We start from the raw sequence: 14607 nt of genomic DNA on the forward strand, positions 1-14607 counted from the left end.
GACTAGTCTTCGAAATCATAAGCCTGAGGCTTCCGGCTGTAGTCTGTTGACACTGGTGTATCCGAAGGCGGGATTCTTTCATTAAGCGGGTGGCCCGGATCAGTGCTACGACTTTTTTTTCGCTCCCTGTTTTTTCGTTCCTGCTTGCCTTTGGCTAGGCTCACAAGAGCATCGTTTTTTCTGATTAAATCAAACACATCTGCTGCGGGCACGCGACGCTCACTTTCATTCTTTAATTTTTTTCTAAAATGCTTAAACTCTGAGAGAGTTGTATTTGGCAATCTGAGGTCTGCGTAACCCAATTCGATGTATGCTCGCTCGCCAGCGGGCTGGATCCAAATCTTGCTTAATGAGTCCGGATCGTAACGCACCAAACACTTTGTTCCAATATCAAATGCTCTCAAAGTTGATGAGTAGTAATCGATGTTATGAAGCCTAATGCCAGCTCTGCCTATGACCCTTTTCGTGACTGGCATAAAATCTATCAATAGACGTAATTGATCATCGATAATACTCGGATATGAAACTCCGCCTGCCTTTTCTTCAAAATAACTCTCCCACTTGTATAGGGGGGAGCAGTTGATCGATGAATGTGTTGTTTTGTGATAGATCTCCACCTCTCGAATGAACCACTCTCGAAACTCCGAAAATGATAAAGCGGCATGTTTTTCGCTTTTATAGTTAGATTTTTCTTGTGTCGAAGACATGGTGGTTCCAGGTAGCAAGTGAACCTTTCCCATTAATGTTCCAAACACGCGTTCGATGTGCGCACCATTATGTGGTGTAGCTTTCGGCCTGAACGTCAACTCAATACCATAGCGACGACAACTGTCGGCTAAATTCTTAGATCTAAATTCCTTGGCATTGTCAAGATGAATCCTCTTCGGCACACCATAAAATGGATACTCGACGTCTGGCATTCCATACTGTTTTAACCAACGCTGCTTCGGCAATATTGAGTGCGAAATACACAGCGCTACGGACATTGCCGACGGATAAGATAAGGACAAATAAAAACCGAGAATCACTCTTGTATATACATCAGTAGCCATGGTGACCCAAGGCCGAATCAATGGCTCGCGTTGTTCACTGTCGACAATAATGCAGTCGACTTTACAATGATCGATCTGAACCAGCTCTAGAGGCGCCTCTGGCTGTATTTTTTCTCCACGGACTTCATATACCTGACGCGCGGCTTTCATTCCCGATTTTTTTGCCAGCAATGCGCGCGGTTTATGATCTCTGATTCTGCTTGTTATGGTGCCTGCGCTCGGCGACTGGATGGACTTTGATTGGCAACGCTGTTGCACTTTTTCAATGATATGTTGATAGGTGGCTCCCGGCCCCTCATAGCACTCATTGATAGTCTCGCTGATGATACCCTCCGCGTCCGCCCCTAATAGCCTAACCCCCTTTTGCCTACCGCGTCGCCCAGGCAACAAACTCATTGCGCCTACGCTCATATCCAGCCTCGCCAATAGTCGATACACCTGAGCGGAGCTCACACCTAGAGCGGCTGTACATTGCTCCATATCGTCTTTGGATAGAAACCTTTTACCAGCCATCGGACATAAAACCTTAAATCTGTCCAACGCCAGTTGAGCGTCGACCTCCGCAACCTCCTCGTCTATCGGCTTTTCCTCTGACTGAGAAGTGTCGTGGGTCGAAAAATATGAGGTTCTTTTTAGTTCGCAATCTATTTCTCCAGGCGATATTAAAACCATTTCACCTGAGACGATATCTCTAGCTTGTATTTTGCTTGAAGAAATACAAGAAATTACCTCTAGCTTTTTATCGCCAACAAGCACTAAAATCCCCTGAGTTATGCTTATTTGTTGCATGGGATGCCCCACAACAAAAAACGCAATAATTGACTGAATTTTAGTTAAACGTGCAAAACTTTCAAGATTTTAGAACATCATTTAAAAATGAGTTTTAAAAGAATCGACTTTTCAATGACATAGAGTTCATCCTATATTTCTAATTTCGACACACACAGATCTTGAAGCACGCAACCACCTCATCCAAGCGTCAGCTTTTCGATCAGCGCCCAATGCTCGGGAAATTGCTGACCGAGCTCTTGCCGGTCGCCCATTTCCATATCCGCGAAATCAAATCCTGGCGAAACCGCTTCACTGATCAAGCCGAATCCTGCAGCGCCTTGCATCACCTGCGAAGCTTTCCAGATTCCACCGGGCACGTGCAGCTGCAAGTATTGTCCGGCGAGAACGTCGTGACCCATCACGATGGTTTTCAACGTGCCGTCCGGAAAAATCAGCGTGTACTGAATCGGATCGCCCAGATGATAGTAATGAACGATGTCTGACTGGTTGAGATGGAAATGACCTATCGGAGAATCCTCGGTCAACAGATAAAAAATCGACGTCATGCAATGCCGTTGGCCACCCGCAGTTACAACCATGTTCTGGTCGTCCGATTGGTAGGTTCTGCGAAAGAATCCACCTTCGATATGGGGCTCAAGACCTAGGGTCTTGATCATTTCTCCAATTTGCAGGGTGCTTTGATTCATTTGCCGCGCGCCTCTCATTGGTGATTTTAGTGACACATTCGCAGCATTTATAAACATAACTCGACTAAATAGTGCTTTAGTCGAGTTGGCTTTTACTCTGGCTCGAAGCCGTACCAGAAAACCGCTCGACTTCCCCGCCCCTCAGTCTCAGCTAAGTTTCGCTGCGTATCGTCTCCCTTGCGCAAGTTCGGCGCTGCACAGGAGAGGCAACCCGCCCATGAAACCCCATACAGCCGGATGGCTCAACAAAGTACCCGAGGTGACGCTGTCATTCTGGGTGATCAAGATCCTGTCCACGACGGTGGGTGAAACCGGCGCGGACTTTCTCGCTGTCGATGCTGGCCTCGGCCTGGGCTGGACCAGCCTCGGCATGGCGACATTGCTGGCCATCGCCCTGTTCATACAGATGCGCAAAACCGCCTGTTCGCCCTGGATCTACTGGCTGACCGTGGTGCTGGTGAGTATCGTCGGAACGCAGCTTACCGACATCCTGACCGACGTTCTCGACGTCAGCCTGTACACCAGCACGGCGGTGTTTTCTGTCCTGCTGGCAGTCAATTTTCTGGTCTGGTACCGGGTGGAACACAACCTGTCGATCCGCGAGATCGTCACTCCTCGACGGGAATGGTTTTACTGGACGACCGTGCTCTGCACCTTTGCCCTCGGTACGGCGGCTGGTGACCTGGCCACCGAAGCACTGGGCCTGGGTTTCACCCTCGGTGCCGTGATTTTCGCCGCGCTGATCGCCGCAACCCTGGTGGCCTGGCGCCTGGGAGCCAACATGGTACTGGCCTTCTGGATCGCCTACATCCTGACCCGTCCGTTCGGTGCTTCTCTTGGCGACTTGCTGACCCAATCCAGGACCTACGGTGGCCTCGGCATGGGCGCTACCTGGACCAGCGCGATTTTCCTGTGCGTCATCGTCCTGCTGGTGGCGGTCGCGCAGATCAGCGTCGGCAACCGCAAACCCGTCACTCAGTAACGCTTATTAGTCCATCAAGGAATCGTCATGCGCCCTTTTCAACACATCATTCGCCACGTCGCCATTGTCTCGTCGATTTTTCTGCTGGGCATCGCCGCCGGCTGCTCGAAACCCGCCGACAAGCCCGCTGCTGGCGCTGCATCCGGTGCGATGAGTGCACAAACCCAGGCCGGTTCAAAACTGGGTGACCTGTCCGAGTTCCGCACCATCGCCGCCGACGTTGCCACGATCGTCGATAAAAACGACCTGCCGGGCGCGAAAGCCCGCATCAAGGACCTCGAGAGCGCCTGGGACTCGGCCGAAGCCGGGATCAAGCCTCGTGCCGCCAGCGACTGGCATGTCGTGGACAAGGCCATTGACCGCGCGCTCGACGCCTTGCGCGCCAGCAGCCCGCAACAGAGCGACTGCAAGGCCCGCATGGACGAGCTGATGAAGGCCTTCGATTCGATGAAAAGCGCGTAATAACCGGGCGGACAAACGCCGGTACAGGTGCTTCAATACAGGCGCGTCGGTCATCACCGCCGCGCCTTTTTTCGGAGCGGGACATGCGCATATTGCTGGTCGAAGATGACCCGATGATCGGGGACGCCATCCAGGGCGCACTGAGTGATGCGAGCTACGCGACCGATTGGGTGAAAAACGGCCTTACCGCACTCTCGGTGCTGGAGACCCAGCCCTACGACCTGGTGCTGCTGGACCTCGGGTTGCCCGGCAAGGACGGGCTCGATGTCCTCGACAGCATTCGCGCCCGCAACAACCCGGTGCCTCTGCTGATTATCACTGCACGGGACAGCCTCGACGATCGCCTGCGCGGCCTCGACGGTGGCGCCGACGACTACCTGCTCAAGCCCTTCGACTTGGCCGAGTTGCTGGCCCGCATGCGCGCCGTGCTGCGCCGTAACGGCGGGAGCGCCCAGTCATTGCTGGACAACGGCGTGGTGGCGCTGGACCTGGTGTCGAAACAGGCGAGCACTGCCGAAAACCCCGACGTGCAACTGTCCAGCCGCGAGTTCGCCCTGTTACAGGCCCTGTTGATCCGCCCGGGCGCGATCCTCTCGCGCAGCGAACTCGAAGACCGCCTCTACGGCTGGGGCAACGAAGTGGAAAGCAACGCCGTGGAGTTTCTGATTCATTCGCTGCGGCGCAAGCTGGGCAACCAGGTCATCAAGAACGTCAGGGGTATGGGATGGATGGTTTCAAAAAGCGCTTGATCGACTCGGTGCAGGTACGGCTGTCGGTCGCGCTGTCGCTGGCCATCCTGATCGTGGCGGTGCTGGCCGGGGTGTTTGCATTCGTCTCGGCCCTCGACGAAGCCCATGAAATGCAGGATGAAACCTTGCGTCACGTGGCCGTGCTGTTCGATCGGCAGCAGATGACCCTGCACTACCCCGCTGCCGAAAAAATCGCCGGCGACGACGAAGAATCCAGGGTCATCGTGCAATACCTGGCCGACAGCAGCAAAGCCGCCGGCCACACTGACGACAGCGTCATACCGCTGCCCTTCCCTACGACGCTGGCCGATGGTCTGTCGACCTTGAACATCGCCGGCGAAGACTTTCGAGCGCTGGTCAGGACCACCGCCCGGGGCGAGCGCATCGTCGTCGCCCAGGAGACGGGTGTGCGCGACAAGGAGGCGCGAGAGAGCGCCTTGCGCAGCCTGCTGCCGTTTCTCATTCTGTTTCCGGTGCTGTTGCTGGTGGTGAGCGATCTGGTGCACAAGCTGTTTCGCCCCATTGCCACCCTCTCCGATGACATAGACCGACGCGACAAACAGCCCCTGCACCCTATCGACGAGAACCATCTGCCAAGCGAGATCCGCCCTTTCGTCGTGGCCATCAATCGCCTGCTGGCACGGGTTGCACAGTCCATGGAAACCCAGCGCCGCTTCATCGCCGACGCCGCCCACGAACTGCGCTCGCCCATGACAGCCCTGTCCCTGCAAGCCGAGCGACTGAAAGCCACACCCATGCCGACGCAAGCCGTCGAGCGCCTGCTGCCACTGTCTCGCGGCATAGAGCGCAGCAGAAAGCTGATCGATCAATTGCTGGCCCTGGCCGCCGCACAATCGAACGCCGAGCGGCCGCCGACCAGGGTGTCGGTGCATGAGGTCTATCGACGGGTGCTGGAGGACCTGTTACCACTGGCAGAACGCAAGAACATCGACATCGGTGTTGATAGTAGCGAAGACGTGCAGGTCGTCATCAACGAAATGGACCTGCTGATCCTGGTCAAGAACCTGGCAGACAACGCAATCCGCTACACCCCTTGCGGCGGACGCGTCGACCTGTCGGTGGAGCTCGCACAGGAAACCGTGATCCTTCAGGTCAAGGATTCCGGCCCTGGCATCACCGCCGATGAACAACTGCGCGTGTTCGACCCCTTCTATCGCAGTGTGGGCACCGAAGAGGCAGGCTCCGGGCTGGGCTTGTCCATCGTCAGGGCCATCGTAGAGCGTACCGGCGCTCGCGTGCGCCTGAGTTTCTCGGACGAGACGAACAAGCGCGGGTTATGTGTCTCGATCGAGTTGAAAAGAGGCTCAGGCTAAATGTCTATGTATCACAGTGTGTCAATGTGACTTCTTGATACACAGACTTTCATCGGGCCTGCGATTCGACACAGGCCGGATACATTGCCGCGTTTCAATGCAAGCCAGGTTTGAAGGGGCTCGGACCGGACCCCTGACCCATGGCTGGTAATGGAGACATCCCATGAAGATGGCACTGCGCAACAGCAACCCCCGCAACACTCGCCGCCACCTGGTCGGCCCTTCGATCCTTGCGCTTACGCTGTTCGGCGTGCTCGGCGCGGCCCACGCGCAAACGGCCGCCACCATGCAGCCAGCGGCGCCCCCTGCCGCTACCACGCAGGCGGCGCCCCTGCCCTTCGGCCCGCTCAAGCATGTCAACGCCGGACTGCTGAACGTGGCGTACGCCGAAACCGGCCCGGCCAACGGGCCGGTGGTGATCCTGCTGCACGGCTGGCCGTACGACATTCACAGCTATGACGAGGTCGCACCGTTGTTGGCCGCCAAGGGCTATCGGGTGCTGATGCCCTATGCACGCGGCTATGGCGATACGCGTTTCCTGTCCGTAGAAACCGAGCGCAACGGCCAGCCGGCTGCGCTGGCCAGTGATGTCATCGACTTCATGGATGCCCTGAAGATCAAACAAGCAGTGCTCGGTGGCTATGACTGGGGTGCGCGTTCGGCCGATATTGTCTCGGCGCTGTGGCCGGAGCGGGTCAAGGCACTGGTCTCGGTCAGCGGTTATCTGATCGGCAACCAGGCAGCCGGCAAGAACCCGCTGCCACCCAAGGCGGAATTGCAGTGGTGGTATCAGTTCTACTTCGCCACTGACCGCGGACGCGCCGGTTACGAGAGAAACACCCACGACTTCGCCAAGCTGATCTGGCAACTGGCTTCGCCGAAATGGGCATTCGATGACGCCACCTTCGACCGCAGTGCCAAGGCGCTGGACAACCCGGACCATGTCGACATCACCGTGTTCAACTACCGCTGGCGCCTGGGCCTGGTCCAGGGCGAAAGCCGATACGAAGCGCTGGAGCAGAAGCTGGCCACGGCGCCGTCCATCAGCGTGCCGACCATTACCCTGGAAGGCGATGCCAACGGCGCGCCCCACCCTGCCCCCGAGGATTACGCCAAGCGTTTCACCGGCAAGTACCAATTCCGGCTGATCAGCGGCGGCATCGGCCACAACCTGCCGCAGGAAGATCCGCAGGCGTTCGCCAAGGCGGTGATCGATGCGGATCATCTTTGAGGGCTGATCCGGCTGCCGAATAACCACCTTCGTGGGCACGGTCCCTTGTAGGAGCCAGCTTGCTGGCGATGGTCGTAAACGATAACGCGTGTGAACTGGATAAACGCGGTGCACTTGAGCCCATCGCCGGCAAGCCGGCTCCTACAGGTATTGCTGCGGCAAACATGAGCTATCTTTTCAGCAACCCGCCTGCACCAGGTGACTGCTATCAAGTAAGGACGCTTTATGATTCGTTTGCCCCGGCAACATGCCCTCTTTGCCCTGACCTTCGTCAGTGTGCTCACCGCCACTCCCTTGCTGGGTGCCCAGGGCAAAGCGGTAGAAAGCACCGTTTCCGGCCCTGTCGCAGGGCCTGTCGCCGGCACCAAAGTCACTGAGCCGTACGTGCGCATGATGGCGCGCGAGGCGTATTTCTGGGGTTGGCCAATGGCCAACATCTTCAATCGACGCCAGGCGTTCAAAAACCTGTCCGAGCCTGGCTTGATGGTGCTGCAAGTGCCGGACTTCGACGGGCGTTTCTGGGTGTATCAGGTGGTGGATCTGCGTTCCGACAGCTTCGCCGAACTGGGCAATTGGGCCCCGCCGGCCGTGGTGAAAATGAACTGAGCAGAATTGGCAAACACCAATCCCTGTGGGAGCGAGCCGGCTCGCGATGGCGGCATGTCAGCCGACATCATTATTGAATGTACCTGCCTCATCGCGAGCAGGCTCGCTCCTACAGGTACGCGCCTCGCTCACTGCACACGTCGGTCAAAGACAGCACACCGATTCAATATTCCCGGTTCGATCTACGTAACCATGACGTCCTCACTCACCCCGTAAGGACCCTGTCATGGCCATTGCAAAAGCAGCCCCCGGCAAAACCCTGCTGACCCCGACCGACCACACCCTGATCATGATCGACCACCAGTCGCAGATGTCCTTCGCGACCAAGTCGATCGACGCCGTGACCCTGCGCAACAACGCCGCACTGGTGGCCAAGGCAGCCCGTGGCTTCAAGGTCTCGACCATCCTCACCACCGTCGCCGAGAAGAGTTTTTCCGGGCCGATCTTCGACGAAATCAAGGCTGTGTTCCCGGAACACAACGTCATCGATCGCACCAGCATGAACACCTGGGAAGACGAACGCATTGCCGTGCAAGTCAATGCCATCGGCAAGCAGAAGATTGTCCTCGCCGGCTTATGGACGTCCGTTTGCATCGTCGGCCCGGCGTTGTCGGCGATTGACCAGGGTTTCGAGGTGTATGTGATTGCCGACGCCTGTGGCGACGTCAGCACCGAAGCCCATGAAATGGCCATGCAGCGCATGATCCAGATCGGCGCCCGGCCGATGACCTCGCTGCAATACCTGCTGGAACTGCAACGTGACTGGGCGCGCGGCGAGACCTACGACGAAACGGTGAAAACCTCGATTGCCAACGGCGGTGCCTACGGTCTTGGCCTGATCTACGCCAAAACCATGTTTGGTGCATCCGAAGGCCATTAAGGTCCGTTGAAAAAACCTGCGACTGCGCCACCCCGGCGCAGTCGCTGCCCCTGCGGTGACCCATTGATGATCCATTCCCCGCGAGACTTCAGGACGGCCATTGCCCTGTGCTTAGGCCTGTTGACCACCCACACACTGGCGGATGAATCGGCGCAAGGCGCAGAAGGATTTTTCGACGCAGCGACGCTTGGCGTACTCAGCCGCAACTTCTATCTGAACAGTGACTATCGATCCCCCTCGCCGACCGGCAAGAGCTACAAAGCCGAATGGGCTCAAGGTTTTATCGGCGCTTTTGCATCCGGTTTCACACCGGGCACGGTCGGCTTCGGCCTCGATGCCCATGCCTTTCTGGGATTGAAACTCGATGGCGGCAAGGGCCATTCCGGGACCGGATTGCTGCCGGTGGGCAGTGACGGCCGCAGCGAAAGCGACTACTCCAGCGGTGGCGGCGCGATCAAGTTCAAGGCCTCGAAAACCACCCTGGCGTTTGGCGAAATGGAGGTCGAATCCCCGGTGTTCGACACCGCAGACAAACGCCTGCAGCCGGAGTACGCCACAGGTTTTCTGCTCAACAGCCGCGAAATCGACGGCATGAACCTGCAAGCCGGCCACTTCACGGCATTCAAGAATCAGGACAGTGCTTCAGGCAAGGGCAACTTTTTCGGTTATGGCGCCAACACCGAGGCCGGCGGCATTTCGTTTGTCGGCGCCGACCTGTTTACCCAGAACCCGGTCGGCGGCGCCCTGTACGCCTCGGAGTTGACCGACACCTGGCACCAGTACTACGGCAACCTGCACTTCAAGCAGTCCGGGGTGTTCCTCGACGCCAACCTGTATCACACCCGGGACACCGGTCAGGCGCTGGCCGGTGCCATCGACAATACGGCGTACAGCCTGTCCGGCCGATACACGCTGGGCGCCCATGGTTTCACCCTGGCCTATCAGAAAATCAACGGCGATACGCCGTTCGATTTTGTCGGTGGCGACTCCATCTACCTGGCCAACTCGATCAAGTACGCCGACTTCAACGGCGCCCGCGAACGCTCCTGGCAGGTTCGCTACGACCTGGACCTGGCCACCTTCGCGATACCCGGCTTGAAGTTCATGACCCGTTACGTCACCGGCGACCAGATCGACGGCACCCATGCGCCACAAGGCGGGGCCTACAACCCGTTCGACCCGGCGACCGGTACCTTCGTGCCGCAACAAGGTGATGGGGGCAAACACTGGGAGCGAGACATCGACCTGCACTACGTCGTGCAGTCCGGGGCGGCCAAGGGCTTGTCGCTGCAACTGTCCCATGTGTCGCACCGGGCCAACGCCGCCCAGGCCGGCGACGACATCGACCGGGTGTACGTGGTCATCCAGTACCCGTTGGACTTCGGGCCGTTCTGAACGGAAAGTGGCGGAAGGCAGCCGGAGTCGAACCTGCCCGGGAACGGATGCCGTCCCCAACCGGGTTTGAAGCCCGGCCGCGCCACCGGGCGCGATTGCCTTCCTTGAAGTCATGCCCCTGAATCAGAGCTCATTGCGCCGGGCCAACGCACTGTCCAGGCGAATCTGCCGTCGATCGCCAAAGCGTCGTGTCAGGCCGATACGGTCGAAGTACTCCAGTATCTGAATGCTGCGCTTGCGCCCCAAGCCCACCGCATCCCGAAATGCCGCCACCTGAATCACCGGGTTGGCGTCCGCCAGTTGCAACAGCATAGCCGCCAATCGGCGAATCATGCTGTCGGTATAAAACAGATCGCGCACCACCTGGTGCATCAAGCCCAGGCGCGCCATTTTGCGCAGCAAATCGCGCACGTCCGCTTCCTCATGCCCCAGGTCGCGCACCCACGGCGGGTCGAAGCCGGCCTGTTCGAAAAACGGCTGCAAGTGCAGCCACAGGGTTTCGTCCGTTTCGCTCAAGCGCACCTGATGCCCGGGCAGATGCAACCACGGACCGCTGCTGGCGATGTCGCCGCTGGCCAGCAACTCGTCGAGCAGGCTGATAAACGTCGAGCGCTCCAGCGCGCTGCCGGTGAATCGACGCAGGCGATCCCGGTCCGGCCCCATCTGATCCGGTTCGAGCAGATGGAAACGCGCGAGCTGATCCACCAAAGGCGCTTTCAAGGATTCCCAACGACTGGCACTAAACAGCAACGCGCCTTGACGGGTGTCGATCAAGCGCACGTCAGCGGGCAACACCCAACTGCTGCGCGGTCGGTTGAACTGCCGTTCCAGGCGCTGCGGATCGATCCCGCTGTCGCTATGGGCCAGCAATGCCGGCAATACATCTTCCAGCGTTGCGCTGTTCGCCAGCGCGACCAGCTGCGCCAACCGTTCGGGGCTGCGGCGTTGCCGGGTGGGTGCAAACGGATCGAGCACCCGGCCGCCACCCAGCGTACGTTGGGCACTTTGATCGCGCAGGACCAGCGGATCGCCTCTCACCGCATGCACCGGCGTATTGAGCAACAGTTGCGCAATCATCCGCCCACCGGGCGCCAGGCTGGTGCCTTCGAGCAAGGCGACTCGACCGATGACGTCCTGGGTGCCGAGGTGCACGTGCACCGGTTGAAAGTGCTCGAAGGCGCGGGATTCGCCGGGGAGTAACTGCATCTCGATGTCCAGGCGCTGTGTCGGTGCGTACAAGCCGGCGGACAGCAGCCAGTGGCCGCGATGGATGTGCTCCAGGGCCAGCCGTTCGGCACTCAGATTCAACGCCACGCGCTGGCCGGCAATGGCGTGGTCGGTGGCCTGGTTTTGCGCGTGCAGGCCGCGAATGCGCACCGGTTTGCCTTGTGGCCCCAACAGCAGGGTATCGGCCACCGTGACCTGGCCGGACAGCGCCGTGCCGGTCACCACGATGCCGGCCCCGGCCACGCTGAAGGCGCGATCGATCGCCAGGCGAAAACCACCTTCGGTGCTGCGTTGCTGAACTTCACGCTGGGTTTGCAGCAATTGTTGGCGCAAGGTTTCGATACCCTCGCCGGTCACGCTCGACAGCGCAATCAGCGGTGCATCGGCATAGGGTCCGGGCGCCAGCAAGGTACGGATCTGCTCGCGCACGTCCTGTACTCGGGCGTTGTCGACCCGGTCGCACTTACTGATCGCAACCAATGCCCGGGGGATACCCAGCAACTGGACAATCGCCAGGTGCTCGCGGGTCTGCGGCATCACCCCGTCATCGGCGGCCACTACCAACAACACCAGATCGATGCCCTGCGCCCCGGCGAGCATGTTGTGGGTGAAGCGCTCATGCCCGGGAACATCGATGAAACCGGTCAGGCCCGCTCCCGGCTCCAGCGCGGCATACAGGTAGCCGAGGTCGATGGTCATACCGCGCTCGCGCTCTTCCCGGCGCCGGTCACCCGCCTGACCGGTCAGCGCCTGGAGCAGCGCGGTTTTGCCATGGTCGATGTGCCCTGCGGTGCCGACAATCACCCTGTCCGGCCCTCCACTTGTAATTGATCGAGCTGCGTCAGCCATGCCGGCTCGTCGTCCAGTTGCCGCAGGTCCAGCCACAGGGCGTCATCGTCAATGCGCCCGAGAACCGCAATCGGTAAACCGCGCAAAGCCTCCTCAAGACTCAGCAAGGATCGCCCGCGCAAACGCTTCGAGGTGAGTGGTCGCACACACAGCGCCGCACTGGCCAGCCGTGCCACCGGTTGGCTGCCGCTGCCGATCATGCCCAGTGCCGGCATGGCACTGACGCTCCAGCCCTCACCCAGCACCTGGGCCAGCGCTGGCCGCAATCGCTCGGCCTGGGCGAGGATATCGGCCTGTGGCCGGGTCAACAGGCGCAGGCTCGGCAAGCGCTCGGCGAGTCGGTCCGGGTTGCGGTACAAAGCCAACACCGCTTCCAGCGCAGCGAGGGTCATTTTGTCGACCCGCAGCGCACGCTTGAGCGGGTTTTTCTTGATCCTGGCGATCAATTCCTTGCGGCCGACGATAAGCCCGGCTTGCGGCCCGCCAAGCAGTTTGTCGCCACTGAAGGTAACGATGTCCGCGCCATCGAGCAGCGCCTGGCGTACCGTCGGTTCGGCGGGCAAGCCCCAGCGGGTCAGGTCCAGCAGGCTGCCGCTGCCAAGGTCTTCAAGCAACGGCAGTCCATGTTGGTGGGCAATTTGCGCCAGTTCAGCCGTCGCCACACGCGTGGTGAAGCCTTGAATGCTGTAGTTGCTCGCATGCACGCGCATGATCAAACCGCTGCGCGGGCCAATGGCGGCCTCGTAGTCGCGGGGATGGGTGCGGTTGGTGGTGCCGACCTCAACCAGCTTCACCCCGGCGCGGGCCATGATGTCGGGAATGCGGAAAGCGCCGCCGATTTCAATCAATTCGCCCCGGGAAATAATTCCCTCCTTGCGCGCGCCCAGGCTGTGGAGGGTCAGCAAGACCGCTGCGGCATTGTTGTTGACCACGGTCACCGCTTCAGCGCCGGTGAGTTCGAGGATCAAGCCTTCGATCAGGTCGTCGCGGTCACCGCGCTTGCCGCTGCGCAGGTCAAATTCCAGGTTGAGCGGATAGCGCGCGGCCATTTGCACCGCCTCGATCGCTTCTTCGGGCAACAGTGCCCGGCCGAGGTTGGTGTGCAAGACCGTGCCGGTGAGGTTGAATACCCGGCGCACCTGGCTGCGATGCTGGGTTGCCAATCGTTCGCCGACCCTGCCCGCCAACACTTCGGCGCCGACTTCTGCAGGTTCGAGCAAACCCTGCTGCACCCCTTCGCGCAACTCATCCAGCAAAAGCCGCAAGGTACTCAGCAAGGCGTCGCGTCCATAGCGCTCGGCCAACGGCAGGCACGCCGGGTGCCGCAACAAACTGTCGATGGAAGGTAGACGCAGGGGTTGGCTGGCACCGCGTGCAGACATCTGGCGCTCCTGAAAACGAATGACCCTCGCGCCAGAGTGTAGACGCTGCGCTTATTCGTCTCCCGGAGCCAGCAGCAGATTCGGTGCCAAACGCTGATAACCGTCCTGGGCCAGGCGCATGTCTAGCATCAGGCTGGACAGGTCCGCCGACAGCGCTTCGGCGTCCGCATCATTCTCCAGATAGAGCAACTTCAGATAACAGTTACAACCGGGGCAGATTTCGGCGCGCAACGGCGCCTGGTTGGCGGCATGGCGATCATCTTCAAGGCTGAGGTATTCCAGGCCCTTGCTCTGCTCGCAATACACGCACTTGACCCGCACCACATGCCACTCGCAAGCGCACAGCGAACAGACCAGATAACGCAAACCGTTGTGCTTGCCGCGATGGCGGATGACCCCGGCCATGGCCGGCGAGCCACAGGCCGGACACTGGCTGAGGCTGTCGCCGGCGGTCAGTGCCAGGTTCGGTGTACTCAACAGCCAATGACTCCAGGCCGTTTGCAGCGCCGCACCGAGAAACGGCACCAACGCGGCCGGCACCAGCGAATACTGGCCGCTGACCAGTGCCACCGCCCAGCTACGACGTTGCCCGGCACCGGCCAGGCGCAAGGTGTCCACGGCATCGGCCACGGCGGATTGTGACGGTGCGCTGTAGCGCTGCAGCAAAGCATCGAGGTAAAGCTGCCAATCGTCTTCGCGCGCCAGGCTGTCGGCCGCGAACGGCGGCAAGCCGTGTTGCTGGCACAATTCGATGCGCTGCCGGTCGAGGGGTTCGCTCAGCGGCGGGTCGTCCAGCACCTGTTGCTGCACCTGGCACAACCCGGCAATCAGGCGCAGGTAATCGGCCAGCGGGTGCCCGTCGGCCAGCGTTTCCAGGCGCTGGGCGCGCAGGCTGAACAGGTTATGCGGTGGCATATACAGAAACGGCGGCGAACTGGCCGCCGCTTCGATTTCTCCAGGTTCGAGGATGGTTGGCAAAT

At 59.5% G+C, this 14607-nt stretch carries 12 protein-coding genes, 1 tRNA gene and 1 pseudogene; 8 read left to right on the forward strand and 6 right to left on the reverse strand.

Annotated elements, in window-relative coordinates; all coding sequences use genetic code 11:
• Positions 1-2: 2 nt before the first annotated feature.
• Both AC1DKH_RS01605 and AC1DKH_RS01610 read right to left on the reverse strand, forming a co-directional pair.
• Positions 3-1841 (reverse strand): transposase, encoded by a 1839-nt coding sequence (locus AC1DKH_RS01605; RefSeq protein WP_477797229.1) that lies wholly within the window; start codon positions 1839-1841, stop codon positions 3-5.
• Positions 1842-2020: 179 nt separating this feature from the next.
• Entirely contained in the window at positions 2021-2530 is a 510-nt protein-coding gene (locus AC1DKH_RS01610) for a cupin domain-containing protein (protein WP_477754946.1), read from the reverse strand.
• Positions 2531-2747: 217 nt separating this feature from the next.
• Here AC1DKH_RS01610 and AC1DKH_RS01615 point away from each other — a divergent pair, with 217 nt between their 5' ends.
• The 8 genes and pseudogenes from AC1DKH_RS01615 (at position 2748) to AC1DKH_RS01650 (ending at position 10169) form a co-directional block, all read left to right on the forward strand.
• Positions 2748-3512 carry a COG4705 family protein gene (locus tag AC1DKH_RS01615; protein WP_477797230.1) on the forward strand — a complete coding sequence of 255 codons (765 nt, stop codon included), beginning with the start codon at positions 2748-2750 and terminating at the stop codon, positions 3510-3512.
• A gap of 27 nt (positions 3513-3539) precedes the next feature.
• A complete protein-coding gene (locus AC1DKH_RS01620; protein WP_477797231.1) occupies positions 3540-3974 on the forward strand; it encodes a hypothetical protein in 435 nt (144 codons plus the stop codon).
• 83 nt (positions 3975-4057) lie between these two features.
• Positions 4058-4723 (forward strand): response regulator, encoded by a 666-nt coding sequence (locus AC1DKH_RS01625; RefSeq protein WP_477797232.1) that lies wholly within the window; start codon positions 4058-4060, stop codon positions 4721-4723.
• Positions 4699-6057 carry an ATP-binding protein gene (locus tag AC1DKH_RS01630; RefSeq protein ID WP_477797233.1) on the forward strand — a complete coding sequence of 453 codons (1359 nt, stop codon included), beginning with the start codon at positions 4699-4701 and terminating at the stop codon, positions 6055-6057. The genes AC1DKH_RS01625 and AC1DKH_RS01630 overlap by 25 nt, the downstream gene beginning before the upstream one ends.
• A 163-nt stretch (positions 6058-6220) precedes the next feature.
• Positions 6221-7288 (forward strand): alpha/beta fold hydrolase, encoded by a 1068-nt coding sequence (locus AC1DKH_RS01635; protein ID WP_477797234.1) that lies wholly within the window; start codon positions 6221-6223, stop codon positions 7286-7288.
• Between the two features lie 225 nt (positions 7289-7513).
• Positions 7514-7858: pseudogene (locus AC1DKH_RS01640) on the forward strand (DUF1254 domain-containing protein); the annotation flags it as partial.
• 262 nt (positions 7859-8120) lie between these two features.
• Positions 8121-8774: a hydrolase gene (locus tag AC1DKH_RS01645; protein WP_477754798.1), complete on the forward strand. Its 654-nt coding sequence runs from the start codon at positions 8121-8123 to the stop codon at positions 8772-8774.
• Positions 8775-8840: 66 nt separating this feature from the next.
• A complete protein-coding gene (locus AC1DKH_RS01650) occupies positions 8841-10169 on the forward strand; it encodes an OprD family porin (protein WP_477797235.1) in 1329 nt (442 codons plus the stop codon).
• An 8-nt stretch (positions 10170-10177) separates the two neighbouring features.
• On the opposite strand, the gene AC1DKH_RS01655 is transcribed toward AC1DKH_RS01650, so the two are convergent.
• The 4 genes from AC1DKH_RS01655 to fdhE all read right to left on the reverse strand — a co-directional run bounded on the left by AC1DKH_RS01655 (position 10178) and on the right by fdhE (position 14605).
• Positions 10178-10273, reverse strand: a tRNA-Sec gene (locus AC1DKH_RS01655).
• A 19-nt stretch (positions 10274-10292) separates the two neighbouring features.
• Positions 10293-12200 (reverse strand): selenocysteine-specific translation elongation factor, encoded by a 1908-nt coding sequence (gene selB, locus AC1DKH_RS01660; RefSeq protein WP_477797264.1) that lies wholly within the window; start codon positions 12198-12200, stop codon positions 10293-10295.
• Positions 12197-13627, reverse strand: a complete 1431-nt coding sequence (gene selA, locus AC1DKH_RS01665; protein ID WP_477797236.1) for an L-seryl-tRNA(Sec) selenium transferase — start codon at positions 13625-13627, stop codon at positions 12197-12199. Before selA ends, selB begins: the two co-directional genes overlap by 4 nt.
• A gap of 51 nt (positions 13628-13678) precedes the next feature.
• The gene (gene fdhE / locus AC1DKH_RS01670) at positions 13679-14605 is read right to left on the reverse strand and encodes a formate dehydrogenase accessory protein FdhE (protein ID WP_477797237.1); all 927 of its coding nucleotides are present in this window, start codon (positions 14603-14605) and stop codon (positions 13679-13681) included.
• Positions 14606-14607: the final 2 nt, after the last annotated feature.

The sequence above is a fragment of the Pseudomonas sp. 05L36 genome (assembly GCF_056398125.1).

Excerpts from the sequence above, each read along its gene's own strand:
- selA (WP_477797236.1), bottom strand. The coding sequence starts at position 13,627 with ATGTCTGCACGCGGTGCCAGCCAACCCCTGCGTCTACCTTCCATCGAC.
- AC1DKH_RS01645 (WP_477754798.1), top strand. The coding sequence starts at position 8,121 with ATGGCCATTGCAAAAGCAGCCCCCGGCAAAACCCTGCTGACCCCGACC.
- AC1DKH_RS01610 (WP_477754946.1), bottom strand. The coding sequence starts at position 2,530 with ATGAATCAAAGCACCCTGCAAATTGGAGAAATGATCAAGACCCTAGGT.
- AC1DKH_RS01635 (WP_477797234.1), top strand. The coding sequence starts at position 6,221 with ATGAAGATGGCACTGCGCAACAGCAACCCCCGCAACACTCGCCGCCAC.
- AC1DKH_RS01615 (WP_477797230.1), top strand. The coding sequence starts at position 2,748 with ATGAAACCCCATACAGCCGGATGGCTCAACAAAGTACCCGAGGTGACG.
- AC1DKH_RS01630 (WP_477797233.1), top strand. The coding sequence starts at position 4,699 with ATGGATGGTTTCAAAAAGCGCTTGATCGACTCGGTGCAGGTACGGCTG.
- AC1DKH_RS01650 (WP_477797235.1), top strand. The coding sequence starts at position 8,841 with ATGATCCATTCCCCGCGAGACTTCAGGACGGCCATTGCCCTGTGCTTA.
- AC1DKH_RS01625 (WP_477797232.1), top strand. The coding sequence starts at position 4,058 with ATGCGCATATTGCTGGTCGAAGATGACCCGATGATCGGGGACGCCATC.
- AC1DKH_RS01605 (WP_477797229.1), bottom strand. The coding sequence starts at position 1,841 with ATGCAACAAATAAGCATAACTCAGGGGATTTTAGTGCTTGTTGGCGAT.
- AC1DKH_RS01620 (WP_477797231.1), top strand. The coding sequence starts at position 3,540 with ATGCGCCCTTTTCAACACATCATTCGCCACGTCGCCATTGTCTCGTCG.